A 25,197-nucleotide genomic window follows, 5' to 3' on the forward strand; every position below is an offset into this window, starting at 1 on the left:
CCCATGAACCTCTTCTACCGCAACCGCCAGCTCCTCCTCCTCACCCTGGTGCTAATCATCGTCTGGGGTCTCTCGGCCTTTCTCACCCTGCCGCGCTTAGAAGACCCGGAGATTGTGCAGCGGTTTGCCCGCGTTACCACCTTTTTGCCGGGGGCCACACCCGAGCGGGTCGAGACGCTGGTGACCGAGAAGATCGAGGATCGGCTGTTTGAGCTGGAGGAAATTGAATCGCTGCGATCGACCTCGGGCAGCGGCATTTCGGTAATTACGGTGGAGCTGAAGGACACCATTCCCGACGTGGACCCAGTGTGGGCCAAGGTGCGCAGCAAGGTCGACGATGCCGTACCCGACCTGCCCGCTGCCGCCTCGGTGCCGGAGTATGCCGACAGCTCCACTAAAGCCAGCGCCCTGATTGTGGGGCTAACCTGGCAGCGAAACGATGCGCCCAACTACGCGATTATGGGGCGGCTGGCGGCGGCGCTAGAAGATCGCCTGCGGGCGATTCCCGGCACCGAAACGGTGGATGTATTTGGCGAGCCCGATGAAGAAATTCGGGTGGATATTGCCGCCACGGAGCTGTCGCAGCTGGGGCTGACGGCGGCGGCGCTCGCTCAGCAAATTGCCGCCAGCGATGCCAAGGTTTCGGCGGGGCAGTACCGCAGCGATCGCAGCGAGTTTTTGCTCGAAGTTGACAGCAGCCTCAGCTCTCTAGAGCAGATTCGCGCCATCCCCATTGCGGCTGGGGCAGACGGGCAGGTGGCTCAGCTCGGCGATATTGCCACCGTGACCAAAGCCGTGCAGGACCCGCCGACGGATCTGGCCCTGGTAAATGGGCATGGGGCGATCGCCCTCTCAGCCAAAGTCGAATCGGCTGAACGGGTCGATCTGTGGGCCATTCAGGCTCGCCAGGTGTTAGATCAGTTTCGCCGTGAGCTGCCCGATGAACTGGGTCTGCACGTCGTGCTTGACCAGAGCCAGTACGTGCAGCAGCGCCTGAATGGGGTGGTAGGAAACCTGGTGCTGGGCTCACTGCTGGTCATCGGCATATCACTGCTGATTTTGGGCTGGAAGTCAGCTCTGCTGGTGGGTCTGGCCCTACCGCTGACCACCTTGACGGTCTTCGGCACCATGAAAGTGCTCGGCGTGCCCCTACACCAGATGTCGGTAACGGGCATCATCATTGCCCTGGGGCTGCTGATCGACAACGCCATCATTGTGGTGGATGAAGTGCAGGGGCGGCTGCGCCAGGGCATGCCGCCAGCCGAGGCGGTGTCGCAAACGGTGCGCCACCTGCTGGTGCCATTGCTAGCCAGCACGTTGACCACGGTGCTGGCTTTTGTTCCCATTGCCACTTCGCCGGGGGGCGTGGGCGAGTTCATCGGCACCATTGGCCTGACAGTAATTTTGGCCCTGCTGAGTTCGCTGGCGCTATCGCTGACGGTGATTGTGTCGCTGGTGGGGCGCTTGCACCAGTGGAACCCACTGCCCCAGCGCTGGGCCTGGTTACAAACTGGTTTTGCTAACGCCGCCCTGGCCAACGGCTATCGGTGGACGCTGCGGGCGGTATTTCGTCGCCCCTGGCTCGGCGTTGGCCTGTCGCTGATTTTGCCGGTGATGGGGTTTGCGGTGTTTGCCACCCTGCCCCAGCAGTTTTTCCCGCCCACCAACCGCAACCAGTTTCAGATTGAGTTTGAGCTACCCACCCAGGCTTCGCTGGATGCCACCCAGGCCCAGGTGCAGCAGGCCCGAGCACTCGCCCTCAACCATCCCGATATCGACGATGTGCACTGGTTTATGGGCCGCACCGCGCCGCCCTTTTTCTACAATGTGCTAGATAACCGCCGCAATGCCCAAAACTACGCTCAGGGCATTGTGCAGCTGGCCAGCACCGATCGCATTCGAGCTACCATTCAAACCCTGCAAAGTGAGATGGATGCCGCCTTCCCCCAGGCCCAGGTTTTGGTGAAGCAGCTGGAGCAGGGACCACCCTTTGACGCACCGATTGAGCTGCGGGTCTACGGGGCAGATTTGGCGGGGCTGCGGGAGTTGGGCGATCGCCTCCGCGCTGAACTGGCCCAGGTACCCGATGTAGTGCACACCCGCGCCACCCTGACCGAGGCGCTGCCCAAGCTGGCGCTGACGGTAGATGAAGCCCAGGCTCGCCGTTTAGGTCTCGACAATCAGGCGATCGCCAGCCAGCTGAATGCCGCTCTCGATGGCAGAACCGGCGGCTCGGTGCTAGACGGCACTCGCGACATTCCCGTACGGGTGCGGGTACCGGAAGACCAGCAGGGCGATCTGGGGGCAATTGGCTCGCTGGATCTGGTCACCGCCCAGGGAGAACTGCCCTTAGATGCGATCGCCTCGCTCGATCTAGTACCCGATATCGCCAGCATCAGCCGCCGCAACGGTCAGCGCATCAACACCGTGCAGGGCTTCATTACCGCTGGTGCGTTGCCCAGTACGGTGCTGGCCACCTTGCAACAGCGGCTTCAGGGGTTTGAGCTGCCCCCCGGCTACCGCATCGAGTACGGTGGCGAGGCCGATGCTCGCGGTACCGCCGTCGGCAACCTGCTCTCCACCGTCGGGGTGCTGATGATTTTGATGACCGCGACCCTGGTGCTGTCGTTCAATTCCTTTGGGCTGGCGGCGCTAATCGGCACCGTGGCGATTCTCTCGGTGGGCCTCGCCGCTCTGGCGCTAAAGCTGTTTGGCTCAATCTTCGGCTTCACCGCCATTCTTGGCACCCTGGGGCTAATTGGCCTCGCCATTAATGACTCGATTGTGGTGCTGGCCGCCCTGCGCGAGCACCCCGAAGCCAAGCTGGGTCATCCCCAGGCGGTGGAAGACGTGGTCTTTCACGCCACCCGTCACGTGATCGCCACCACCATTACCACCATGATTGGCTTTGTGCCGCTGCTGCTCGACCCCACCGGGTTTTGGCCGCCGCTGGCGATCGCGATCGCAGGCGGCCTCGGCGGCGCAACCCTGCTGGCGCTCTACTACATTCCCTCGATCTACCGACTGCTGAGCTACCGTCGCCCTGCCACCGTGGCTCCAACTCCCCCAGAGCCAGCTTTTTCTAGGCTGTAGTTTGTCGAACAGAAACACGTCGAACAACGCAGCAACCCTAATCCAAGCCTGACAATGTAAATTCAACCTGAACAATTTGAGCCCTTGCGGAACATAAATTGCCCTTTCGACTTCTAGTGCTAGTTAAGAGGTTAACTTTTTTGCGCGGGTGGCGGGTGGCTTGAATAAGTCTCTGGAAACGTAATTTGCGGGCCGTTGGAGTGAACGGGCGGCGATCGCCTACAATCGATCTGCTAATTTGCCCGTGGATGTGGCCGTTGACGTATCGGACTTGAGAGTGGCGGAGTTTATGTACAGCAGTTACCAATACAAGAGAAAATCGCCGCGTCGCCGCTTACGGTTGGTGCTGTTTCTTCTGTTGCTAATTGGCATTCCTGTTGGCATCGAGTTGCTAACGCGGGTGCTGACCCATGCCACGGGCACCAGCGATCGCTTCACCGCCAATCCCACCTCTGATGTCAGAGATGCTTACCATCTGCGGTTTATTAGCCGAGCAGGCCAGCCCTACGCCGGTCTGCCCGACGGTGGCGAGTTGAACGCAGTTCGCGACCCCCTGCTGGGCTACCGGCTGGCGGGCAATCAGCAGAGCGATTTTTGGCAGATCAACGACAGCGGGTTTCGCGATAATGAGGCCGTACCGAGCACCAAGCCAGCGGGAGAGATCAGAATTTTTGTGCTCGGCGGCTCGACGGCCTTTGGCCAGCTCAGCTCCAACAACCAGACCACCTTTGCCAGCAAGCTAGAAACCCGCCTCAACGACCAAGTTGCCCAGCAGCGAGCTAACCCCAGTCAGTTTCAGCCCAGCGCGCTGCCCTTTCGGGCCGACCAGGTGCAAGAAGCCCTGGCGCTGCCGCCGCGCATTCGAGACGGGCAGTACCGAGTTGTAAATGCCGCCGTACCGGGCTACGCCTCGGGCAATGATCTGGCCATGCTGACCCAGCGGGTGGCCGCCTACAACCCAGACTTTGTGGTGGTAATGGGGGGCTATGCCGACCTGATGCTGCCTAGCGCTGACCGGGGCAGCGATGTGCCGGGGCTAGAGCAATATTTGACCGGCGACAGCCAGTCGTTGGGTGCTCAGCTGAGCGATCAGATGCAGGACTGGTTTGATCAGCTCTACATTGTGCAGGGCGTTAAACGCTACGCTCTGCAACGGCAGCAGGCCGCGCCGCGCCAGGCCGAACCGCTCAACCTCTACTCGCCCACGTTTGAGGCTACTCTCAGCGATCGCCTACCCGCCGACCAGGCCGAACTCGACCAGCGCATTGAGCGCTACGGTCGCCACATGCGGCAGATGGTGAGCTGGGCTGCGACCAACCAAAAGCGCCTAATTATCGGCATTGAGCCTGAAATTTCGACTCGTCAGCAAGAGTCGCTAACACCTGAAGAATCGGCAATTTTGGCTGAGCTAGACAATGCCTACCTGGAGCAAATGCGCGCTGGGTTTGCGGGTTTAGCAACCGTTGCCAACCAGGCCAGTAATCAATCGGCTAATGCTCAGGTCTTAAATTTTTACCCAATCTACGAAGACTTTGCTGGGCAGGCGTTTCAAAGCCCAGTGGGCCTAACCGATGAAGCCTATACGCTCATATCAGACCGGCTCTACAGGGCGATCGCCAGCCAAGTCGCCATTCAGCCCCAACCCTACGGGCTTTGAAACATCGTTTCTCAGGCCGAGAAAGGCTTTGATCGGAGCTAGCTCTTGGCGAGACACTTTCCCTTAGCCCAACGGTGACGCCCACCACTATTCGGCTCTGGCCACATCGGGTAGAGGACGCTTGAGCCGATACAGCCACAGCAGCCCAACCATGCTAAGGGTGATGCCGACTAAACTCACGACCTGAGCAATTCTCAGTGGCCCCAGCATGAGGCTATCGAGGCGCAGGCCTTCAATCCAAAAGCGGCCCAGGCTGTAGGTAGCGAAGTAGACGAGAAAGATTGTGCCGGTCTTGAGTCGCCCAGGATGGCGCAGGCCCCAAAAAAACAGCCAGAGCACCAGGCCCAGCACGCCCAGGTTCCACAGCGACTCGTAGAGAAAAGTGGGATGGTAGTAGGCAACATTGGCCAGACCGGGCGGGCGCTGAGCGGGGGGAATAAAGACTCGCCAGGGCAGCGATGTAGGGCTACCAAAGGCCTCAGAGTTGAAGAAATTGCCCCAGCGACCGATCGCTTGCCCCAGCACTAGCGCCGGGGCCACCACATCGGCCAATTGCCAGAAAGAGAGTTTGTAGCGGCGGGCAAACAGCAGCGCGGCGATCGCGCCCCCCAAAATGGCCCCGTGAATGGCAATGCCCCCCTGCCAAATTGCCAGGGCCGAGAGGGGGCGGTCGGCGTAGCGCTGCCACTCAAACAACACGTAGTAAATCCGTGCCCCCGGTAGTGCTCCCAGCACCAGCCAAATCGCTAAATCGCCGATGCGCTCTGGGTCTAGGCCGCGCCGCTGGCCCAGCCGCTGGGCCAGGGTAATGCCCAGCAGCAAACCTGTCGTAATCAGCAGCCCGTACCACCGAATGGTAATGGGACCAAGCTGAAAGGCGATTGGCCCTGGGGAAGCCAGCTGCCCGAGGGGGCCAAACCCAGCCATACTGGCGATTACATGCATCATCAATGAAAGGTAGGAACGGTATAGACCCGACTGTCAGCGGTTAGCAAAACAGCGTCGTTAGGTTCAGTGTATGGCGCTGAGTTACCCTTCGGGTCAGCGACCCGGCTGTTTTGGGGTGGTCAGGTCTGCGGGCGGGGCAGCCGACTAGGGGTGGAGCGTTGCCAGCACTGGGCCAGCACTGGGTTAGACGCGATCGCAGCTGTGGCCCCCAGTAAACATAGCCAAATGCAGACCCGCCGCCCGAGCGATCGCCACTGCGATCGCTCGGGTCAGCCCTAGATTGCTGAGATACCCAGCTAGCTCACGCGGTCAGCTAGCCTGCTGGTCTAAAGCGAGGTCTTGGCACAGCCTGCGCATAGAGTTGGCCACGGCGGGTATCGCTGGCTGTAGCACCCGCTGGTAGCTGCGATAGGCGGCCCGAAGCTGCCCTAAGCGATGCAGGGCCACCCCCCGAAATAGCCACGCCTGAAGGTGACTGGGCGATCGCCATAGAGCCTGGTTGCAGCAGGTGAGCGCTAGCTGGGGCTGGTTGAGCAAGATCAACAGCACCGCCTTTTGCACCCACAGGTGAGCATTGGCCACCCCGGCTAGGGCCTGGGCCTGCTCGATACTTTGTAAGGCGGCTTCATAGCGACCCAGGCCGCTCAGGGCATCGGCACGGCTAGACCAGGTTTCGGCCTGGTGGGGGTCGAGGGCCAGGGCCTGTTCAAACTGCGTCAGGGCCTCCTGGTAGCGGCCTTGCTCTAAAAGCAGTTTGCCCATCTCGCCGTGGCGCAGGCTTTCAAAGCTGCGATCGGGCCGACCCGCAGCCAGCGACGTTGAGCGAGGGCCGAGGGGTAAACGTTGGCGATGGTCTAAAGACCGGCTCAGAGAGTCATCGCGCACACAGGTTTCCATAAATCTGTCCTTTGCGTGAGAGGAAGCGATTGATTTGGTAGCCAACGGTAATCAGCCGATATGGCAACCATGTGTCAGCGCCGTATCAGAGATATTGCAGTCCTGGCGCACCCAAAACTCTCAGCAGGTTCAAGTTGTTTTCTACAGAGACTATTCAGCTGAATCAGGCAGCGTCCGGTCGAGCGTTATCGCCGCTAGACCGAAGGCTGTAGGGTCGTTTGTCCAGGGCAGAAACTTTTCTTCCCGTTGCCCTGTCCTAAACGTTGTGTTCTAAAAACACCTCGTCGTCACACCAGCGCCATATCGACGACACAGCTCGCCCCTAAGCTAAGGCTCAACATTTAGGCCATTTAACTAGAGGAGGTGAACGATGCAACTGGGTCTGTCTTACAAGCGCTATCAGCTCGCTATTCCCCCGGCGGTATGGTCAGAGTTTTTTGATCAGCTCACCGACGAAAATCGGGGCCGCTTGATTACGCTAAAGCTGCTAGACGATCACCTGGGGGATTTTGAAGTGCTGCGCCACACCCCTCTCCATGCCATCACCTACGATCGCCTCGACTACGGCAGCGACCTGGTGATTACTGTAGGCCGCCCCCAGGGAATTGGCGAAGCCACCTACGCTCACCGCGTCGTGTGTCCCCAGGCCGTTAGCATCGTCACCGACGAAGATGGCATTGTGCTCTCCTGCACGATTACCAACCAAGACCAGGCCCAAAGCAAGATCCATTTTCAGTCCTAGGGGCCGTCATCAATTAGCCGTCGATGGCTCAAGAATCAGGGGTTACGGCCCCTAGGACTCGAAGGCTGAAATAAGTCCACTATTCTGGCTCGCTTGGTTCCCTAGCTCCCCTGCTCCCTCGCGATTGGCAATCGGAATTGATGACACGCCCTAGGGTGGCGTAGGGTGAGTTGACCCGGTCGAACAGCCGCTTAACGCGCTGGCACAAAACCCAGCGCTACTATAGAATCCATCCGCCTAAGATCTATAGATGCGATGGCTACTGCGCTTAGAACACAGGCTATTGCCCCTGGCAAAACTTGGCAGCGATCGCTGACGATACGCCAGCGCTCTAAAAACGCTACACAGAATGTCCTAATCAATCTGTTGGTGGCTATAGAATCAGTTAAAGGCCAGCACCGAGGAAACTTTGGGTCCGCTCTTAAGGTTAAAAGCGATCGCCCTTAGACTGGTCTTTAACCATCGCATCACCCCTACCCACTCACCATCCGCCCATGCACAATGCCAACAGCAGCCCATCTGACCCTCAAAATCCTCCGGCTGCCAACGTTAAGGGAGTTTTGCGCGAAACCGTCGAAACCCTGGGCCTGAGCGTACTGCTGGCCTTTGGCATTCGCACCTTTGTGGCCGAGGCTCGCTATATCCCCTCTGAGTCGATGTTGCCCACTCTGGAGATCAACGATCGCCTAATTATCGATAAGGTCAGCTATGACTTTGGCAATCCCCAGCGGGGCGACATTGTAGTGTTTCGGCCCCCCGATGCCCTTGGTCAAAAAGACGCCTTTATCAAGCGACTGGTGGCCCTACCCGGAGATGTGGTTGAGGTCAAAGACGGCCAGCTCTATATTAATGACGAGGTTCAGCAAGAACCCTATATTGCCGCCAAACCCGACTACCAGTACGGCCCGGTAACGGTTCCCCCCGATTCGTACCTGGTGCTGGGCGACAACCGCAACAAGAGCTTCGACTCCCACTACTGGGGCTTTTTGCCGAAAGATCACCTAATTGGTCGAGCTGTCTTTCGGTTTTGGCCCCCCGACCGGCTGGGAAATGTAGACTAACCCCAAAGCCCAGGCGTCTACCTAGCTAGAGACAATCGGTCAGTAGGGTGTAAGGTGTACGGCTCTCCTCAAACCGTGCACCCTACACCCTGAACCGTTGTAGTGCTTCCTAAACCCGTTTTAGAGCCACACACCCTGAACCGTTATAGTGCTTCTTCAACCCGTTTTAGAGCCACAATTACCGTTGCCAGCCACAGCAGGCCAATGATTACCCCTACTACGACATCGCTGGGCCAATGGGCTCCCAACTCCAGCCGCGAGCTGACAATTAGGCCAATCCAACCAGCGATGGCAACCGTAATCAGGAGCTTTTCGACCCAGCTGCGTGAGGCGCGACACCACAGATAGCCCAGCAGCCCGTAGACCGTAATCACCACGACCGCGTGCCCCGATGGAAACGAGTGCAGCCCTGAAGCCGCTACCCCATTGGCAATTAAATCGGGGCGATCGCGATTCCAGTAACCCCAGCCGATCCACACCAGGGCGAACTGTAGCACGTAGGCCACTATCATGGTGGCTGCCAGCAGGGGCCGCGATCGCGCCACCATAATGCCTACAAATACACACACCACGGGCAGTATGCCGAGCAAATTGCCCGGCGACTCCCAGGTAATTGACCTAGAAAAGCTCAGCGGCAGGCGATCGGCCAGCACGGGCAGCATGCGGGCATCCCAGGCCTGTAGTCCCTGGTCGGTGTGGAGCTTAACCCCCACGGTCAAAGCCAGGGTGATCAAAGCGCACAGCCCTAGCCCAATCGCCAAAGTACCTGCCCACCGCCGCCAAACCTTTTGCGGTACCTGACGACTATCTTGCCAAAACTGATACCAACCCCGCTTGAGAACCTGAGCCGTTGTCCAACGCGCCATACTGAACTCAATCTCCGATAGCCATAGTTGACCGTAACTGGCAGGCGATCACGCCTTTAGCCCTTTTTACCGGGCCATTCTGCACAGAAACTCAGCTGAAATCTACGGAGAAATACGCCGATAGCGAGCCTGAACCCCAAGATGAATACCGTAGGCCACCAGACCGAGCGCAACAATCCCCATCAGCCAAGCGCCATAGGGCTGCTGCTGAAGTGCTTGCAGGGCTCCTTCTGTGTCTGCAGATTGACTGGCATCGTAGGTACGAGCGGATTGGATAAAGAAGTAGCCAATGATAACAGCGACAACCCCTTTGGCGGCCAGCCCAAATCGCCCAATGCGAGTGATCCACTTTTCTGTAGCAATATCCACTTCAGACAGCTTCAGCTTGCGGCGAAATTTGGTGGAATAGGAGCGGTAAAAACAGTAAAATCCGTAGGCTATACTCGCTACGCCCACAGCGGCCACTAGCCAGCGACCAAACGGTTGAGACAACAGGGTAGCCGTTTGCTCCTGGTTGCCAGAACTGCCGCTGCTAGACGAATTCCCAAACACTATTTTGAGGGCAGACAGGGCTACAGCACCGTAAATTATGCCGCTGACGGCGTAGGAGATGCGTCTGCCGATCGCGCCCGCACCGCTGTCGTTGTGTTCTGGATCTTTCACAGCCTCCACAAATCGCCAAAGCACGTACCCTAACAGCCCAACGGCAACCAGAAATAGCATCACCTTGCCAAAGGGTTGGGATGCGATCGTTTGAAATGCACCTTGGGTGCCAGTGACCCGCCCGCCCCAGTTGACGGCGGCCATGAAGGCGAGAAATCCGATAATGATATAGACGATTCCTTTAGCCGCGTAACCAAATCGAGCCAGTCGCTCGATCCATTGTTCCGGCTGCTGCCCTTGGGGATTTATATCTTGAAGATCCATTATTGTGTTGCCTTATAGCGTTTAGCTAGCTTTCTGGCTGAAAAAACGCGCCAAATTTGCTCAGACCAAATCCAAACGCAAGCCTGCCTGCAAGTGCGATCTTTTAGCCAGTGCAAATCAGGTTGATATGATCAATCTGAAAGTAACCGATTTATATACTGGGGAGTCAAGCTGAACCATCCTTCTAGCGTTAGAGTTTTTGAAAGATTTTGCCTCTATCTTTTGATGCTCTCTTTGAGTACTCTGGTAGCCCTGAACCCAGCACCCTTCTGATCAGCTCTGAGAAGCACTGTATTTCTATCGATAGAGATCCGGCAGAAATCGCTTAATAAACCTAGCCGTAAGGGCTAAGCGATGATAAAGCTCAAAAGATGACTCCCAAGATAGAAGCAGAGCGAGCTGGTTTTCTCTAATGTAAAGGCAGATATAGCAGAAGCAGAAAACCCTCTTGCTTCTGCGCTCTTGTTTTTGTCGATGTTTGCTGATCTCTTAAGGCCATCTGTCGTACAGCATTTGCCCCTTGGGTTTAGAAGCATGACCTTGAGCTGAAATTATCTGTGTAATTACAAAGTAGGAGTTTGCCATGTGGACTATCTTTCTATCTGGTTTGGCTACGGCCTTAAGTCTGCTAGTCGTTGACTTAGTAGTGCCCGGAATCACCATTGATACGCTTACTGCCGCTGCGATCGCCGCCGCTTCTGTAGGTGTCGTCAATGCATTTGTGAAGCCTTTTTTACAGGCGTTCACTTTGCCTATCAATACGATCACGTTCGGAGCCTTCTCTCTAATTGTTAACGGTCTCTGCCTCTGGCTAGCGTCCCTGTTTGTGCCTGGCTTCTACGTCACGGGCATTCTAGGATTTTTGCTGGGACCAGTTGTGCTGTCTGCAGTCAACACCTTTCTGGGTAGCTACCTCGACAAGAAAGCCCCTGCTTTTATGAAAGACGGGTCTGAACTTAACGCTGCCAACCCATCGTCTCAGCTGCCTAAGAGCAATGCCTCTCCAATCGCCATGTCTAAATCTAAAGAAGGGTCTGAACTGACAACTGACAGTGGTTCTCAGGTGTAGTCCTACCGACTCGACGATGTCTTAGCTCAACTAGAGCGTAGATCAATGCTCCAGAAATTCTTGAGGTTAACAGTGATAAAGCATATTAATTCTGCAAAGCTGCTAGCGCTGTTTTCTGGAGCGTCAATTTTGTCATTCGGGATGGGCTACCAGGTCGCTACTCAGTGGATGAAAGGCGGCTCGCCGCGCTCGATTAAGCTCGGACAAATAGCTGTCGTAAAGCGGGCATCTGGGCTGCACCTCAAACCGATTGAGCAAGCATTACGTCAGGCGAATTTTAGGTTTTTGACGACCTCCGCCTATAGCTTAGTTGGCCCTACAGCCACTCAATCGGCTGCATTTGAGGCTGAACGCGCTACAGGCGGATGAGAACGCAAGCGATCGCAGTCTATCGCAGCCTGCAGTCGCCCAACGGCGCAAGACTTACAATCCACCAATCCACCTAAAAAGCCCTGACCAATGGTCAGGGCTTAAATTTTGTTTGAATTACGGTTCTTTGATACAGCGAGTTTCACTTGGGTGAAGTACATCGAGATGATCCACCGCCCCCCCTGATACAGATTGATACAGAATGAAACTTAGACAGCCAGGAACCGGGGGGATCTAGAACTCAGCAATTGTGTATCTCACTTAACCGAGAACCGCTATAGCTGTTTTAGGATGTGCTGTACAACGTTTGAATGCACGCTGCTGAAGTTAGCTTCGGTGCGGCATTCATAGCGATCGTGCAACTTACGAACATCCGACAAGATCTGACTACCTGTTTAGCTAGGGCAGTGCCAAAATCGGTGACGTGAGCTTTCTAGCGCTTAACGATGATCCACACGGCGTGGATGATGCCGGGAATATAGCCCAGAAGTGTTAGCAAGATGTTAATCCAGAACTGAACACCGATTCCTTCTTGTAGAAAAACTCCCAGAGGTGGCAGCAAAATTGCCGCTATAATCCTGATGATATCCATAAATTCTCCTTAGTCAATTTGACTTTTCTCCTTTATAGATTAAAGAGTATACCTGGCTAATTTTCATCTTTCTTTGGATAGTAAGTTAATCCATAAAAAGACATAACTTATGGCCATATAATTCTTGAGAAGGATGCCTGCCGAAAGAGAATAGCTAACAATATTAATACGTAATTCAGTACTAGTTAACTAATCCTAGTTAGCTAATTATTGAAAGTTGTCATGGCAACTTCGCTTTCAATCGCCTCAGTTCATTGGTTTAGCCTGCATTGAGCCAGACCCGACCGAGATGGCTCTGTAGGGGCGATCGCTGCTTGCCTGAATGAATTGAGCGTAAGTAGGCAGAGTTTGGCACTGACTCTCGATCGGTTCTCGCTGCGTTCTCACGATAGGAAAACTTCCATTGAAATTTACCCAGTGGATGAGTCTAGTTATTTTGGGGATTTGCCTTTATATTTCTTGGCAAATTCGCAGCGTGCTGCTGCTGGCTTTAGCCGCTGTTACCTTTGTTGTCGTGCTCAACCGCGCGGTTATCCTGCTGCAAAAACGCATTCCCGATCGCAGAGTAGCCGTTCTAATTTTAGTTGTTTCTGTCTTGTTGATTGCGAGCGGGTTTGGGTTCATCATTGTGCCACCCTTTTTCAACCAGCTTCAGGACTTAATTCGTCTTACCAGCCAAGCTATCAATCAGGCGCAGTCCTGGGCGATTAACCTAGGCGATACAATACCGGGCTTTGCCATAGACGATCTGCAAAGTCTTGAAGCCATCTTAAATCGGCTTCAGACCTTAAACCTGGAGATGATATTCGGGCGGTTCTTTACCTGGTTCTCGAATACGCTAACTGTGGCACTTAACCTGCTTTTGGTGACGGTACTGATCATCATGATGCTGTTAAACCCAAAAGCCTACCGAGGGCTCTTTCTAAAGCTCTTTCCATCGTCTCGTCGACAGCAGGTAAGCTATGTGTTAAACGACTGCGAAGAAGCGATCTCAGGTTGGTTTGTCGGCATTCTCTTCAATATGACGATCATCGCCACGATGAGCATGATCGGCCTCTGGATTTTGGGCATTCCCCTAGCTTTCGCCAATGGTTTACTGGCCGGACTGCTGGCGTTCATTCCCAACCTTGGCCCTTTCCTGAGCGTGCTTCCGCCCACCGCGATCGCACTGCTTGAAGCCCCCTGGAAAGCGATCGCGGTGATTGTCCTTTACGTTATGATTCAGCAGATTGAAAGCAATATTTTGACCCCGATGGTGATGAAAAAGCAGGTTTCGCTGCTGCCAGCGGTAACATTGCTGTCCCAGGTAGTGTTTGCCGTATTGTTTGGCTTTTTGGGACTGCTGCTGGCCCTACCGCTAACGCTGATTATTCAACAGTGGATCAACGAGTTTTTAGTCAAAGGCTTTTTAGACCAGCACTAGTACTCAATGGTGACAGTTTAGGGATTATGTCTGAACGTTGGGGAGCAGGGGAGCTGGGGAGCTGGGGAGCTAGGGAGCCAAGCGAGCCGGAATGGTGGGCATATTTCAGCCGTCGAGTACTAGGCTGTAGGTAGCGCAGCCTGATTGAAAACGACTTGTCAACGGATCTGCTATGACATTGAACACTTGTTCAACCTGAATGCCTCCTAAAAAAGGGGCATTCAGGTTCAAGTTTCTCTGCTTGTCTAGCGGTTTACGGTACTCATATCGGCGTAGCGATCGCCCACCGCTGCTCCCTGGGGGACTACGGCATCGAGGCGATCTAGTTCAGCTGGGGAGAGGCTGATCTCCACGGTGCCCACGTTTTCCTCTAGGTACTGACGGCGCTTCGTACCTGGAATGGGCACGATATCATCGCCTTGGGCCAGCAGCCAGGCCAGGGCGAGCTGGGCCGGGGTCACACCTTTTTCTTGCGCGATCGCCTTCACCCGATCGACTAAGGCCAGGTTTTTGGCAAAGTTCTCACCCTGAAAGCGGGGCGCATGACGGCGGTAGTCGTCGGGGGCAACGTCGTCGGGGCTTTGAAAAGCTCCGGTCAAAAACCCGCGCCCCAGGGGGCTATAGGGCACAAAGCCAATCCCCAGCTCGCGCACCGTGGGCAAAATGTCGTCCTCCGGCTCCCGGCTCCAGAGCGAATATTCGGTTTGCAGCGCGGTAATGGGGTGCACCGCAGCGGCCCGACGAATGGTCTCTGGGGCCGCCTCCGACAGGCCCAAATAGCGCACTTTGCCCGCCTGCACTAGCTCAGCCATTGCCCCAATCGTGTCTTCGATCGGTACGGTAGGGTCTACTCGGTGCTGGTAGTAGAGGTCAATTACCTCCACCCCCAGGCGCTGGAGTGAGGCCTCGCAGCAATGTTTGACGTACTCGGGTTTGCCGTTAACGCCGCCCCAGCCGCCCTCGGCAGTGCGCACGTTGCCAAATTTGGTAGCCAGCACCACCTGGTCGCGGCGACCTTGAATCGCCCGACCCACCAGTTCTTCGTTGGTAAAGGGGCCATACATATCGGCGGTGTCGAGAAAGTTAACCCCTAGCTCTAGGGCGCGGTGCAGGGTGGCGATCGCCTCAGCCTCGTCGCGACCGCTGTAAAACTCCGACATGCCCATGCAGCCCAGCCCAATGGCGGAGACTTCTAATTGACCTAATTTACGAGTTTTCATGATTTAACTCCTGGTTTAGTTTGCGTATGGCTATGTGCTGGTAGTGTGCCAAGCCAAAGACGACAGGATAGTAGGGGTTCAGGGTTTAAGGTATACGGTTTAAGGCAAAACCTAAACGCTTAAACCCTAGACCCTAGAGCTTGTCGCCAGCAGCTTAGTCAAATCTTTACTGTTGTTCAGCGAAGACTTCTTTTACGGCGGTCATGCCATTGAGGGCGGCTGGAAACCCGGCATAGACTGCCATCTGGATCACGACTTCAATGATTTCTTCACGGCTACAGCCCACGTTGAGCGCTGCCTGAAGATGAACTTTGAGCTGGGGTTTGGCGTTGCCCAGGGCGGTTAGCGCTGCGATCGTGGCGATTTCTCGAGATTTCAAATCCAGCCCAGGACGACTATAAATATCGCCAAAGGGAAACTCGATCACGTAGCGGGCCAGGTCGGGGGCAATGTCTTGAAGACTTTCAATTACCTGCTTTCCGGCGGCCCCATCGATGGCGCTGAGCTGCTGCCACCCCTGCTGAAACCGGGCTGAGTCGGTATCAGGCCGGTTGGATTTGGGGCGGTGTTTTGAGTGAGTCATTTAGGTTTGCCTCTAACTCTAAGTAGTGCTGAATCTTCCAGTCAATGACGGCTAGGTTGTCTTGCAGCTGCTGAATTTGGGCTAAGACCGCTTCGCGATGCGATTCCAACATTTGCCGTCTGGCATAAAACCCGGAGTCAGGCTGCGACCTGATTAGCTCCGCATACTGCTGCATTTGACGAATGGGCATGCCGGTCAGCCGCAGCTTGTTTAAAAACTCAATCCAGCGCAGGTCGTTGGCCGAGTAGCGCCGGTGGCCACTGGTTGAGCGCCCAATGGGGGCAATCAAGTCGCAGCGTTCGTAGTAGCGCAGGGTGTGTACGCTAAGTCCGGTGGCCTGAGCGACCTGCTGAATGGTGAGTTCTGGTTCCATAGCTGCACCTTAGAGGTTAGAGCGCACTCTAAGTCAAGCAAGTTTTCAAGCAAATGGCGATCGCTAAGAGCGGTTACTACCTAACCGATGTGCTGTGCATAACCAGACTATTGATTTTTCTTCATGCCAACGATATAAGCAAAATACTATTTCAGGTCTTCTCATTTTTTATTCATAAATGAGTTTTTCGAAGTTATTTTTGAAGCTGGTATAAAATCTCATTTGTGCTCATTCTGGCTGTATGTTGCATCATCTTTTAGGCTAGAATTAGTTCGCCTAACGCTAGTCAAGATTATATTTTTTTGAATTCATCGCACAGATTTATTCGTATTTCAAACACCTATCTTCTGTAGTTTATGAAAGCAACCCAGCCCTATCAACCCCTTCTTCTGCGTATTTTGCATGGCTTGACAGCGCTATGTTTAATAGCGGCAATGTTAACCGCCTTCTGGACCTATGACACCTACGATGGCCGCTGGGGCAGAATCCCTTTGCCTACCTTCAAAGACATTGAGGGGATTCACGGCACCTTCGGCCTATGGACATTACTGATATTTCCAGCCTTTGTCGTCTATGCGTTTCATCGTGGGCAACGGCGATTAGTACAGCCCGGTTCAGTGGCTCAGCTGGCTCGGATTGGTCAGCCCGTCTGGTGGTACACCCTCAATCGATTTACTAACACGTTGGCTCTTTTAGCCCTTACCTTTGCCCTCTTTAGCGGCAAAATGATGGACGAAACCTGGCTTCCCAAGGGGGAACTCTATCATGGTTGGTATTACGCCCACCTGATTTCATGGGTGTTAATGTTAGTTGCGATCGCATTACATATATTAATAAATGCAAAAGTAGGTGGAACCCCGTTATTATTGTCTATGCTCGCTCGAAAGGTACGCGATCGGGATAGTCCCAGACTTTGGCCAGAGCATCTTGCGCAATGGTGGTCGAACGTTAGAAAAGGAGCGTGGAAAACCTGGTTTCAGCCTGTTTCCAGCTTAATCATTATGGAAATAGCTATTTTGATCAGTATTTTTATCGCTTGGGTACTTCCCATATTGAAAAAGGCCGTCGAATTTTAATTTAATTTAGGAGTAGGAAAACTAACGGATTCTAGACGTTACTAAGTCGCAACACTCCAGACGGTTTTGCGGGGTTGGGTGTAGAAAAGCTGTCCACCGCGCAGGGTAAGCCTAGAGCAATAGTCTGAACACGTTCCCAGACAAGCTTTGAAACCTTTGGTTTCTCGTTGACCAAACTACCGCAAAAGAGGGCGAAACCCGCATTCTACCGTTGGTTGTCAAACCTATTGGAGTGTTACTTCACAGTTGTTTGATTCTGCCAAGGTCTTGCCGTACAATACCTGTGTGTTCTTTGAAAGATGTCTCCGCGCTCTGCTTTGGAGACATTGGCTTCGAGTAGACGAGATGATCGGAGCGGTTAACTACCCCTAATGCCTTCATCTCAGCTAGTTCCCTGAAATTCTTCAACAAATTACGGTCATCTGCTGGAGATGTTGCAGCTATATTTGGTGACAAATCTTTACCAAATGCAGCTTGATATCCGCGTTTTTTAGCCATAGTCACGTTGGTTAGGACATCCAGAAACTCTATGAACGTTCAAACGTTTGAACGTTCATAGGAGACCTGTCTTAACCAGACTGGCCACAGCTATTTTATGGGCAAAATTCTGCTTTTGGAGTCGGATAAGGGTTCTAATTTTATTTCTTCAGCTTTGATTTTGTTGTTTGCCAGACCTCTGATTGACTGACAAAAGTTTGCCCCGTAGGTTGGGTTGAGGTCACGAAGCCCAACGCTAGCAGTAGTTTGGTTGGGTTCCGCTATCGCTAACCCAACCTAAGGCGGAATCAAGGTTTCGAGAGTTTTGTCAGTCAATCAGGCCAGACCTTGCCTTTGGTTTAGGTGAGGTCAGAGTTGGGCAGAGAATCTGCTGCGCCATTTTTGCTTTTGAAAGATTTGGCAAAGCAGAGTCTGCCAACCATATGGAATTTTGGTGTGGAGTTTTTGCGGAAATTCCACAGCCTGTTTTTACGCAGGTATCGGTCACACCCTGAAAAGGCCCTTCTTTATTTAGTACTCTATGACTCGTCAACTACCGATCGAGATTACGGATCTGCTGGATCTGCCAGTCGCCCTGGGCGGCGTGAGTTCAGTTCTCGATACGCTGTTTGAGCAGGTGCGGCTGATCGATCCGGGGGCAGGCAGCGAAGAACCGCCGCTGAGCGATACAGAGCGCGAGGGCATTGCCCAATGGTTCAACAGCGTTAGCGGCTGGCTGGGAGGCGGGGGGGCTGCGGACGTGCTGCCCTTACCCACGGTATTGCAGAACGTTGTGACCTTTGCCCCCACTCAGCAGCAACTGACCTTGCAACTGGCCATACTCAGCGAGCGAGAAGCCAGCCTGGCGGGGATGGAAGGTCTGAGTTTTGTGCTGCCGGTTCAGGAGTTTGAAGCGATCGCCAGCCGTGCCAGCGGATCTCTACAGGTTGCCTTGAACCTAACTTTAGCCCTGCGGTTAAAGGCTGCTAGCTTTGAGCCCATGCGCGCCCTTGCTGGGAGCGGCGGTGCGACCAGTTATGCCCCTGACCCCAGCCGCAAACATACCGATATATCGTTATCCAGGGTAACGGTGGCCATTGCCTCCGACGGCTCAGTCACCTTCCCCAACCCGCTGAGTGTGCAGCTGGGTCAGCCTGTTCGACTCATTGCGGCGGCCAATTTGCTCATTGAGGCGGCTCGTCTGTTTATCGATTTGACCGGTACCGTTAAGTTTCTGGCGATTCGTTGGGAAACCACCCAGCTGAGCGAGTGGCTGGGGCGGTTGGCCTCCAACTTTCGGGCTGAGGAGGGCGCTAGCGCAGCGGTGATTACCCTGCGGCTGGGCCTAGGCGACCCGATGGAGTCGGTGCGCCTCGACTGGACTTTTCTCAACCGCCGCCAGAATTATCGCCTACCCGGAATTGCTATTACCACCCCGGCCCAGACTCGCTACACAGTGCTGCTCCTGCGCAAAGATTCGCAGCAGCTAAACCGCTTCTTGTTTATTCTCACCCTGCCAGCCGCTGATCCTATAGAGCCTGGGGAGCAGTTGCTGACGGCTTCTAGCACCTTTGCTTGGGAGCGATCGCAGGGGGGAGACCGCCCTCCCCAGCGAGAGCTGCAAAACGACTCGAACCCTGCCGCCAAAGCCGATGCCGACCCGCTGTTTAAGGTCGATTTCATGGCCAAAAACAGGGTCAGTCTGGCCCTGCTCGACTGGACGCTGACTCAACCCGGCCTACCCACCTTTTTCAAACAGGTGCCCGGTGAGCTGCCCGAGCTTAACTTTGACCAACCCAATACCCTTGTCCTCGGTTCAGGGTTAAACCAGCTCGCCAGTCTGAGCGCCAATGACTGGCAACTGAGCGCAACGTTTAATACCGACGCCTTTGACTTTCCGTTTTTGCGCAACGACCAGCGAGATCAGCGGATTCAGCTCAATTTTAAGGACGGCCTGGAGGTTGACCTGGCCAACAGTCTGATTAAACTCGAAGCCGATGCCCAGGTGCGAATTGGCTCGCTGCTGCTCAACAGTGAGTTTGGGATTAACTTTAACTGGGAGACCTTTGCCCTGAAGGTCGAGCATGGCGATGGGCTACGGCTGCTGTCGGCCCAGGAGGTGATTGAACCGGAGAAGCTCTACCTGGGGCTCAAGTGGCGCTTTAAGGGAGCCCCCGCCCTCAATGATGCTGGCGACCCCATTCCCGGTCGCTTTCAGCACCTCACCCTGGTAACGAAGGACTATAACTATCAGGTGGTACAGGCCCCTGGGGCCACTATTGAAATTAGCTACCTGGGGGCCAGTGAAGACCCCATCACCTTTATCGTCAGCAACCTGGCGATTACCGACACGGGCATTACCCTAACTGCTGAGGTCAGCGATCGCCCCGCCAAGCTCAACGGCCTAGATACGCGCTTTCGGTTCCACGGCAGCCGCCTGGAGATTGTCGAAAACCGCATTCAAGACTTTACCCTGGCGGGGTCTGGCCCGCTGCCGCCAGATCTGGTGGGAGAAGCGATCGCCGATATTGCTTTGCAGTTTAGCCAGCGCAATGGGGCACTCACCCTGGTGGCCGGGGCCGCCAACCTGCGGGGCAATGAGCTTCTCAGCTGCCAGAGCACCCGGTTTAAGTTTTCTATCGACGCCCTGGGGCTCAAGTTTGTCAACGACGGCAGGTTTCACCTGTACTTTACCCTCACCGGGTCGGCCCAGTTTTCGCCGCTGCCCGGCGATAACCCCAGTGGCCCCCTAGCGCTGCTGGCAGGAATCAAAATTCAGCTGGTGGAATGCCCCTTGACCAGCGATCTCAGCGTCATCGGTAAGCATGTCAATTTCTTGATTGAGCTACCGGAGAAGGTCTCCTTTAGCTTCCTCGGCTGCTTTGAGATGGAGATTCGCTCCATTGGCTTTGTGCCCCAGTTTGAGCAGTTTGACGGAGCCGCCGCCATGGAAATTGGCGGTCAGGTGAAATTTGCCCAGGGCACGGGGGATGTCAATACCGTCAAAATTGACTTCCATAGCCTGTTCATTGGCCTGCCGCCTAAGGGCAGCTTCTTCCCGCGTCTGTACATGCAGGAACTAGAGGTCAATATCAGTTTGGGCGAGGCCTTTAAGCTCAACGCCGTCGTGGAGTTTCGCAATAGCGAGACCGAGCAGGGCTTTTTGGGTGAGGGGGTGATGGAGATACCGGGCATGCCGGTATTTGCCGCCAGTTTTGCCTTTTTGCGGGTGCGCCGCTCAGAGAGCGAGCCCTGGGTCAAGGCCTGGTTTATCTTTGTCGAGGCCCGCCAGATCAGTCTCTACATTCCCTTTGTGGAGCTGTACATTCGCGAGATCGGGCTGGGGTTTGGCTACCGCTACACCATTGCCAGCATCAAAGCTGCCGATGAGGCCAACAACCTCAGCCAGCTGATTGGCAACCTGCGGGAGCTGTCGCGCACCCAGGGCGATCTGTCGAAGCGCGATCGCTGGTCGGTGGACCTTGAAGGGCCAGGGGAATCACTGCGCTGGACGATTGTGCTGCGGGCCTTGATCTCCCAGACCTCGGCCACGCCGGGGGCGATCTCCCTTAAGTGGTTGGAGCACATTGAGCAGGCCCTCCCCTGCCTGTTCCTGTTCGATGCGATTATCGCCTTCCGCAGCGACCTCACCTTCTTTATGGCGGTGCGCGCCTGGATCAACTCTAACTATTACGACTACGTCAACGATGTTAACGAGCTGCGGGAGCGGCCCCTGTTTAGCGGCTTTGTGCTGCTGTCGGTGCGGCAAAAGCGGTTTTTAGCCCAAATTTCTTCGAACCCCAACGGCAGCATGGGCACCCGACCGCCGCTGCCCGCCTTTGTTGAGCAGGCGATCTTAAACGGCCAGTTTGCCGCCACCATTTTGATCGAACCAGCCCTGCTCCACGCCGAGCTGGGCTGGCCCAACATGCTGCGCTGGGGGCAAAAAATTGGCCCGCTGGAGGCCGAAGTGTCTGGCGGCATGATCTTTCGGGTCAGCAAGCACTACCTGGTGCTGGGCATTAGCTACAAAGCCAGGGGCAGTCTCAGCTTTGATGCCGAACTCAACCTCAAGATTGTCGGAGTGCGGGTCAGCGCCCACGCCTCTTTTGCCTGGGGGGCGCGGTTCATTGGCCTGGTCGATTTTGCCGACCCGGCGGGCAAGTCGGCCATCTACGCGGCGATCGGCATTGAAATGCGCATTCGCATCTCAATCGCCCTGTGGATTAAGCTGCTCTTTATCAAAAAAACGTTCCGCCTCAGTCTGGAAATTGGCTTTACCGCCGGACTGGAGCTGGGCCTAGACGGCCTCACCAACCCCGGTCTGCGGGGCAGCGGCACGCTGTTGATCTCGGCCATGGGGCGCAACCTACAGGTCAATGTCAAGTTGGGCCTCAATGAAGGGGCGGTGCAGACCGCTCTCAACCGCACGGCTCCTTTCCTCAACCTTGGCTTAGAGGCCTCGGACGTGCAGCCCGTGCCCGGCGTAGGCGGAGCGGCGAGTTCACCCCAGGGGGTGGCAGAGGGTACTCCGAGGGCCGCCGCTCGGGCCGCTCGGGCCGTACCGATGGCGGCGATGGCGGCGATGGCGGCTCCAGCGGCTCCGACAGCTCCGGCAGCTCCGGCAGCTCCAGCGGCTCCGACAGCAGACGGTCAGCCAGAGGTGGCAGGAGCTACGTCTCTAGTCCCAGTGCGGGCCAGCGTAGCCACCTTGAGCCAGGAGATTGAGGGCGAATTTAGCCAACCCGGCTACGACCTGTTTGTGATTCGGCCCCCAGAGGAGGGTAGCTGGGGCTACTTTGTGCTGCTGCCCCGGGCCGAGACCGAGGGCGATGCCCCCGAGGAGCAGGGCTTTGTACCCGTGCCTCCCGACAACTCCGTGACCGTGGATCAAGACTTTGAACTGGCCCTGCCGCTTCTGCCCGAAGGGTTTGTGCTACAGCATTTTCGGCCCGTGGCCAGCGATCTGTGGCAGGGGGTTGACGACGCTACCACGCCCCTGCGCTGGAAGGTCGATTGGACTGCGGCGATCGAGACGGCTACCCAGTACGCAGCGACTGGAGCCGTGAGTGAAGAGAGCGAGGATATCAGCCTGGGCCGGTATCTGAGCTACGCCTTTAGGACCGAGGAAATAGATGGGCAGGATGTACCGGTGGCCGATCCCGATGCGATCGCAGCCCGCCAAGAAACCCTGACCGACGACCGGGTGCAGAATCCCTCTGAGGGGGCCTACGAGGCCGCTGTGCGGGGAGCGCTAGAGCAGTTCCGCAGCTCTCCCTTCTTTAAGCACGACCCCACCTCGCTCTATGAGCAGGCCCTGGAGGTCGCCTTCCGCGACAGTACCAGCATCTACACCCCCACGGGCGAGGCCGCCTCTGGAGAAACCGGCCCCGCCGCCGATGCCGACCTGCTGGCCGAAGAGCAGGCCAACCAGCAGGCCCACCAGCTGCGGGGGCTGATTGTGCAGGACTTAATCGCCGATCTGCAAGACTACGCCGATCTGCCCGATGGCCCCGACGGCACCAATCCCCAGGCGATAGAGCCCAAAGATCGCAGCTTTGTCGAAAGCTCCATTGGCTTCCAGATGGGCCTGGTGTTTCGCTACCAAGGCCCGGCCCCCGGCTGGCTCGACCGGGCCGAGTCGGACAACCTCCCCACCCTAAAGCAGCGACTCAATCGCCTGAGCACGACCCCAGATTCAGATTCCCGTACGGTGCGCACCTTTAACGTCAGAGCGGCCGGGTTTGCGGCCAACCCACCCCAGTTTGAGCAGGTGCAGCCCCTGACCGACACCAACACCATTGCGATCGCCTGGGATTTAACCTGGAACCAGCCGCCCGACGCAGGCTGTAGCGCCTGCCAGCGCGACCCCAACCAGCATCTGCTGCACTACCAGGTGCGGCGGCGCTGCCTAGACGGCAATGAGCCTGAGGCTTTCTATACCGTCAAACCAGCGGCAGGGGCCTGCTTTGAGGCCCACTTTAGAGTGACTGAAGAGGTGATCGCGCTGCTGGTAGAAGAGGGGATTTTTGCCGACGATAGTGCGATCGCAACGGACCTCAGAGATCTACCAGAGTTCACCGGAGCCGATGCCTTTTTAGCCGCCCTGCGGGAAAACCTACCGCCCGCCGCCCACTCCTTCCTAGAGGAAAACCAGCATGCCCTAGAGGTAGCCGGTCTGCAAACCGACGGTGGTGTGCTCAAGCAGCTCCAGCCCCGCTTCCAGCTAGTCGATCACTTCACCGCCGAGACCCTAGAAGACCAGGCCGCCATGCCCGCCACCGGGCGCAGCTACCTCTACTCAATTACCCCGATTGACTTTACCAAGACCCCCGGTCGGCCTCTAACGCTGGTGGCGACCCGTTACCCCAGCGAGCCGCCCAGGGTACCCGTAGACGGCGAGTTCATTGTTTCGTACCAGCTAGAGAATGCGGATTGGACGCTGGCGGGTGACCCCGAGCAGCCCGTGACCCCAGCCGTGGTCGTACCCAGCCAAATCCGCATGCAGTGGAGCGACCCCGTCGCCCTGCGCGATGGCCCCGCCGTGCCCGTAGCCCAGCACCGACTGATCTTCCGCAAAGACAGCACTCTGCCCATCGGTAGCTACGGCCTCGATAGCTCGACCCAGGGGCCGCGCTCTAAAAACCTGCCTACCACCAACGCCCGCGCCCTGCCAACGGATATCAAAATTCCGCTCCAGCCCCCCGCTGCAAGAGCAAACAACCGGGCCGTGGTCACCGCCACTGCCGATGGCACCGACCTGATGGTGGCGCTCCAGCAGGCAGGCATTTTCCCTGGCAGAGATGCTGGCGATCGCCACTGGCGGCCTGAGGCATGGCAGGTATTTTTGCAGACCGAGTCTGTGAATGGGGTGCCCTCGGCGCTAGCCCCAGTGAAGCTGCTGCTGCTATTCAAAACCAGTGTCAGCGGCGACAGCCTAGAAGAACGGCAGCCCGCCCAGCTGGAGTGGCTGCCCAAGCCCCTGCGGCTGCCCATGCTGCCCCCCGAAGATAGCCGCATTGTGGCGGGGGTCGCCCACGTACCCATGCCTGGCCTGGGAACGGCGGCGCTGTTCAGCGGCAGCCTCAACGATGTTACCTATCGCCCCCACCCGGCACAGCTGCGGCTGCTGCGGCTGCGCTGGAACCAGGGACCCAGCCACCAGCCCCAGTACCCGCTCAACCTCAACGCCAGCTACACCCTGCTAGAGCTAGATGTGGACGCCCACACTACCCAGACGTTTAGCTCCACGGCCCGGTTGGCGGCAGCCCTGCGGGAAATTCAGCAGGTGCAGTTACTGCCCGCCGAAGACCTGCCCTTTACCCCTAAAGACACCCTGACCGCCAACCAGTGGGAGGCCTGGTACCCCAGCCGGGTGCGCCGTCTGGAAGACCCCGTTAGCGCCCCTGTGGAGGGCGATCAGCTAGGCCAAAGCCCTTGGTATTCGTGGCGCGAGTCGCAGCTGGTATGGCCCGCCTGGCCCACTCTGACCGACCCCACCCAGCGAGAAGCGGCCCTGCACCCGTTTTTGCAAGCGCTGGTTGAAACCCTGGATGAGAACCCCCAGGGCTACCTGCTACCCAACGGCCAGACCCCGCTACCCACCTACAACGTAGACGTGCAGTATGGCCCCCCACGGGGGCCGGGCGACCTGGCCGCGTTTCAAGAGCTGACGGCCCCCTCCGCTGACCCCTATGGCTGGAGCATTTTGCTGCGCCTGGGGCTGAGCATCGGGTTGACCCTGCGGGACGAACGCACCAATGAGCTGGTGCTGGGAGAAGATCTGCTGCGGGCTCTCCAGACCGCCCTGGACGCGCTGCGGGC

Annotated in this window: 18 protein-coding genes; 9 read left to right on the forward strand and 9 right to left on the reverse strand. The window is 56.5% G+C overall.

What is annotated here, in order from left to right; genetic code table 11:
• Window positions 1-3: 3 nt before the first annotated feature.
• A complete protein-coding gene (locus IQ273_RS11750) occupies window positions 4-3,093 on the forward strand; it encodes an efflux RND transporter permease subunit (RefSeq protein ID WP_194023372.1) in 3,090 nt (1,029 codons plus the stop codon).
• Between the two features lie 244 nt (window positions 3,094-3,337).
• Complete coding sequence (locus tag IQ273_RS11755) at window positions 3,338-4,750, forward strand: SGNH/GDSL hydrolase family protein (RefSeq protein ID WP_194023357.1); 1,413 nt, start codon at window positions 3,338-3,340, stop codon at window positions 4,748-4,750.
• 87 nt (window positions 4,751-4,837) lie between these two features.
• Here IQ273_RS11755 and lgt read toward each other — a convergent pair whose 3' ends face one another.
• Entirely contained in the window at window positions 4,838-5,698 is an 861-nt protein-coding gene (gene lgt, locus IQ273_RS11760; protein ID WP_228052855.1) for a prolipoprotein diacylglyceryl transferase, read from the reverse strand.
• 66 nt (window positions 5,699-5,764) lie between these two features.
• On the opposite strand from lgt, the gene IQ273_RS11765 reads away from it, so the two are divergent.
• Window positions 5,765-5,977, forward strand: a complete 213-nt coding sequence (locus tag IQ273_RS11765; protein WP_194023358.1) for a hypothetical protein — start codon at window positions 5,765-5,767, stop codon at window positions 5,975-5,977.
• Between the two features lie 30 nt (window positions 5,978-6,007).
• On the opposite strand, the gene IQ273_RS11770 is transcribed toward IQ273_RS11765, so the two are convergent.
• Window positions 6,008-6,595, reverse strand: a complete 588-nt coding sequence (locus IQ273_RS11770) for a tetratricopeptide repeat protein (RefSeq protein WP_194023359.1) — start codon at window positions 6,593-6,595, stop codon at window positions 6,008-6,010.
• A 370-nt stretch (window positions 6,596-6,965) separates the two neighbouring features.
• Here IQ273_RS11770 and IQ273_RS11775 point away from each other — a divergent pair, with 370 nt between their 5' ends.
• Window positions 6,966-7,337, forward strand: a complete 372-nt coding sequence (locus IQ273_RS11775) for a DUF5335 family protein (protein WP_194023360.1) — start codon at window positions 6,966-6,968, stop codon at window positions 7,335-7,337.
• A gap of 494 nt (window positions 7,338-7,831) precedes the next feature.
• Window positions 7,832-8,398 carry a signal peptidase I gene (lepB, locus tag IQ273_RS11780; RefSeq protein WP_194023361.1) on the forward strand — a complete coding sequence of 189 codons (567 nt, stop codon included), beginning with the start codon at window positions 7,832-7,834 and terminating at the stop codon, window positions 8,396-8,398.
• A gap of 143 nt (window positions 8,399-8,541) precedes the next feature.
• Here the strand turns inward: lepB and IQ273_RS11785 are convergent, their stop codons facing one another.
• Window positions 8,542-9,264, reverse strand: coding sequence for a phosphatase PAP2 family protein (locus tag IQ273_RS11785; RefSeq protein WP_194023362.1), 723 nt, complete (start codon window positions 9,262-9,264; stop codon window positions 8,542-8,544).
• 102 nt (window positions 9,265-9,366) lie between these two features.
• A complete protein-coding gene (locus IQ273_RS11790) occupies window positions 9,367-10,191 on the reverse strand; it encodes a DUF1206 domain-containing protein (protein WP_194023363.1) in 825 nt (274 codons plus the stop codon).
• A 583-nt stretch (window positions 10,192-10,774) separates the two neighbouring features.
• Here IQ273_RS11790 and IQ273_RS11795 point away from each other — a divergent pair.
• Window positions 10,775-11,260: a phage holin family protein gene (locus tag IQ273_RS11795; protein WP_194023364.1), complete on the forward strand. Its 486-nt coding sequence runs from the start codon at window positions 10,775-10,777 to the stop codon at window positions 11,258-11,260.
• Between the two features lie 802 nt (window positions 11,261-12,062).
• On the opposite strand, the gene IQ273_RS11800 is transcribed toward IQ273_RS11795, so the two are convergent.
• The gene (locus IQ273_RS11800; RefSeq protein ID WP_194023365.1) at window positions 12,063-12,221 is read right to left on the reverse strand and encodes a YqaE/Pmp3 family membrane protein; all 159 of its coding nucleotides are present in this window, start codon (window positions 12,219-12,221) and stop codon (window positions 12,063-12,065) included.
• A gap of 403 nt (window positions 12,222-12,624) precedes the next feature.
• On the opposite strand from IQ273_RS11800, the gene IQ273_RS11805 reads away from it, so the two are divergent.
• A complete protein-coding gene (locus IQ273_RS11805; RefSeq protein ID WP_228052857.1) occupies window positions 12,625-13,644 on the forward strand; it encodes an AI-2E family transporter in 1,020 nt (339 codons plus the stop codon).
• Window positions 13,645-13,889: 245 nt separating this feature from the next.
• On the opposite strand, the gene IQ273_RS11810 is transcribed toward IQ273_RS11805, so the two are convergent.
• From IQ273_RS11810 to IQ273_RS11820, 3 genes are all read right to left on the reverse strand, one after another.
• Complete coding sequence (locus IQ273_RS11810; RefSeq protein WP_194023366.1) at window positions 13,890-14,864, reverse strand: aldo/keto reductase; 975 nt, start codon at window positions 14,862-14,864, stop codon at window positions 13,890-13,892.
• A gap of 166 nt (window positions 14,865-15,030) precedes the next feature.
• Complete coding sequence (locus IQ273_RS11815) at window positions 15,031-15,447, reverse strand: carboxymuconolactone decarboxylase family protein (protein WP_194023367.1); 417 nt, start codon at window positions 15,445-15,447, stop codon at window positions 15,031-15,033.
• Window positions 15,407-15,820 (reverse strand): MerR family transcriptional regulator, encoded by a 414-nt coding sequence (locus tag IQ273_RS11820; RefSeq protein ID WP_194023368.1) that lies wholly within the window; start codon window positions 15,818-15,820, stop codon window positions 15,407-15,409. Before IQ273_RS11820 ends, IQ273_RS11815 begins: the two co-directional genes overlap by 41 nt.
• A 356-nt stretch (window positions 15,821-16,176) precedes the next feature.
• On the opposite strand from IQ273_RS11820, the gene IQ273_RS11825 reads away from it, so the two are divergent.
• On the forward strand, window positions 16,177-16,896 hold the full coding sequence (locus tag IQ273_RS11825) for a cytochrome b/b6 domain-containing protein (protein ID WP_194023369.1): 720 nt from the start codon (window positions 16,177-16,179) through the stop codon (window positions 16,894-16,896).
• A gap of 240 nt (window positions 16,897-17,136) precedes the next feature.
• Here IQ273_RS11825 and IQ273_RS11830 read toward each other — a convergent pair whose 3' ends face one another.
• Window positions 17,137-17,394 carry a hypothetical protein gene (locus IQ273_RS11830; RefSeq protein WP_194023370.1) on the reverse strand — a complete coding sequence of 86 codons (258 nt, stop codon included), beginning with the start codon at window positions 17,392-17,394 and terminating at the stop codon, window positions 17,137-17,139.
• Window positions 17,395-17,914: 520 nt separating this feature from the next.
• On the opposite strand from IQ273_RS11830, the gene IQ273_RS11835 reads away from it, so the two are divergent.
• A partial coding sequence (locus tag IQ273_RS11835; protein WP_194023371.1) for a hypothetical protein occupies window positions 17,915-25,197 on the forward strand: 7,283 nt, incomplete at its 3' end.

It is taken from the genome of Nodosilinea sp. LEGE 07298, assembly GCF_015207265.1.
Lineage (GTDB): Bacteria > Cyanobacteriota > Cyanobacteriia > Phormidesmidales > Phormidesmidaceae > Nodosilinea.

Bases quoted from the DNA above. Each gene is read 5' to 3' on its own strand.
- IQ273_RS11785 (WP_194023362.1), bottom strand. From the start codon at position 9,264: ATGGCGCGTTGGACAACGGCTCAGGTTCTCAAGCGGGGTTGGTATCAG.
- IQ273_RS11795 (WP_194023364.1), top strand. From the start codon at position 10,775: ATGTGGACTATCTTTCTATCTGGTTTGGCTACGGCCTTAAGTCTGCTA.
- IQ273_RS11790 (WP_194023363.1), bottom strand. From the start codon at position 10,191: ATGGATCTTCAAGATATAAATCCCCAAGGGCAGCAGCCGGAACAATGG.
- IQ273_RS11820 (WP_194023368.1), bottom strand. From the start codon at position 15,820: ATGGAACCAGAACTCACCATTCAGCAGGTCGCTCAGGCCACCGGACTT.
- IQ273_RS11825 (WP_194023369.1), top strand. From the start codon at position 16,177: ATGAAAGCAACCCAGCCCTATCAACCCCTTCTTCTGCGTATTTTGCAT.
- lgt (WP_228052855.1), bottom strand. From the start codon at position 5,698: ATGATGCATGTAATCGCCAGTATGGCTGGGTTTGGCCCCCTCGGGCAG.
- lepB (WP_194023361.1), top strand. From the start codon at position 7,832: ATGCACAATGCCAACAGCAGCCCATCTGACCCTCAAAATCCTCCGGCT.
- IQ273_RS11815 (WP_194023367.1), bottom strand. From the start codon at position 15,447: ATGACTCACTCAAAACACCGCCCCAAATCCAACCGGCCTGATACCGAC.
- IQ273_RS11775 (WP_194023360.1), top strand. From the start codon at position 6,966: ATGCAACTGGGTCTGTCTTACAAGCGCTATCAGCTCGCTATTCCCCCG.
- IQ273_RS11750 (WP_194023372.1), top strand. From the start codon at position 4: ATGAACCTCTTCTACCGCAACCGCCAGCTCCTCCTCCTCACCCTGGTG.
- IQ273_RS11810 (WP_194023366.1), bottom strand. From the start codon at position 14,864: ATGAAAACTCGTAAATTAGGTCAATTAGAAGTCTCCGCCATTGGGCTG.
- IQ273_RS11830 (WP_194023370.1), bottom strand. From the start codon at position 17,394: ATGGCTAAAAAACGCGGATATCAAGCTGCATTTGGTAAAGATTTGTCA.
- IQ273_RS11800 (WP_194023365.1), bottom strand. From the start codon at position 12,221: ATGGATATCATCAGGATTATAGCGGCAATTTTGCTGCCACCTCTGGGA.
- IQ273_RS11770 (WP_194023359.1), bottom strand. From the start codon at position 6,595: ATGGAAACCTGTGTGCGCGATGACTCTCTGAGCCGGTCTTTAGACCAT.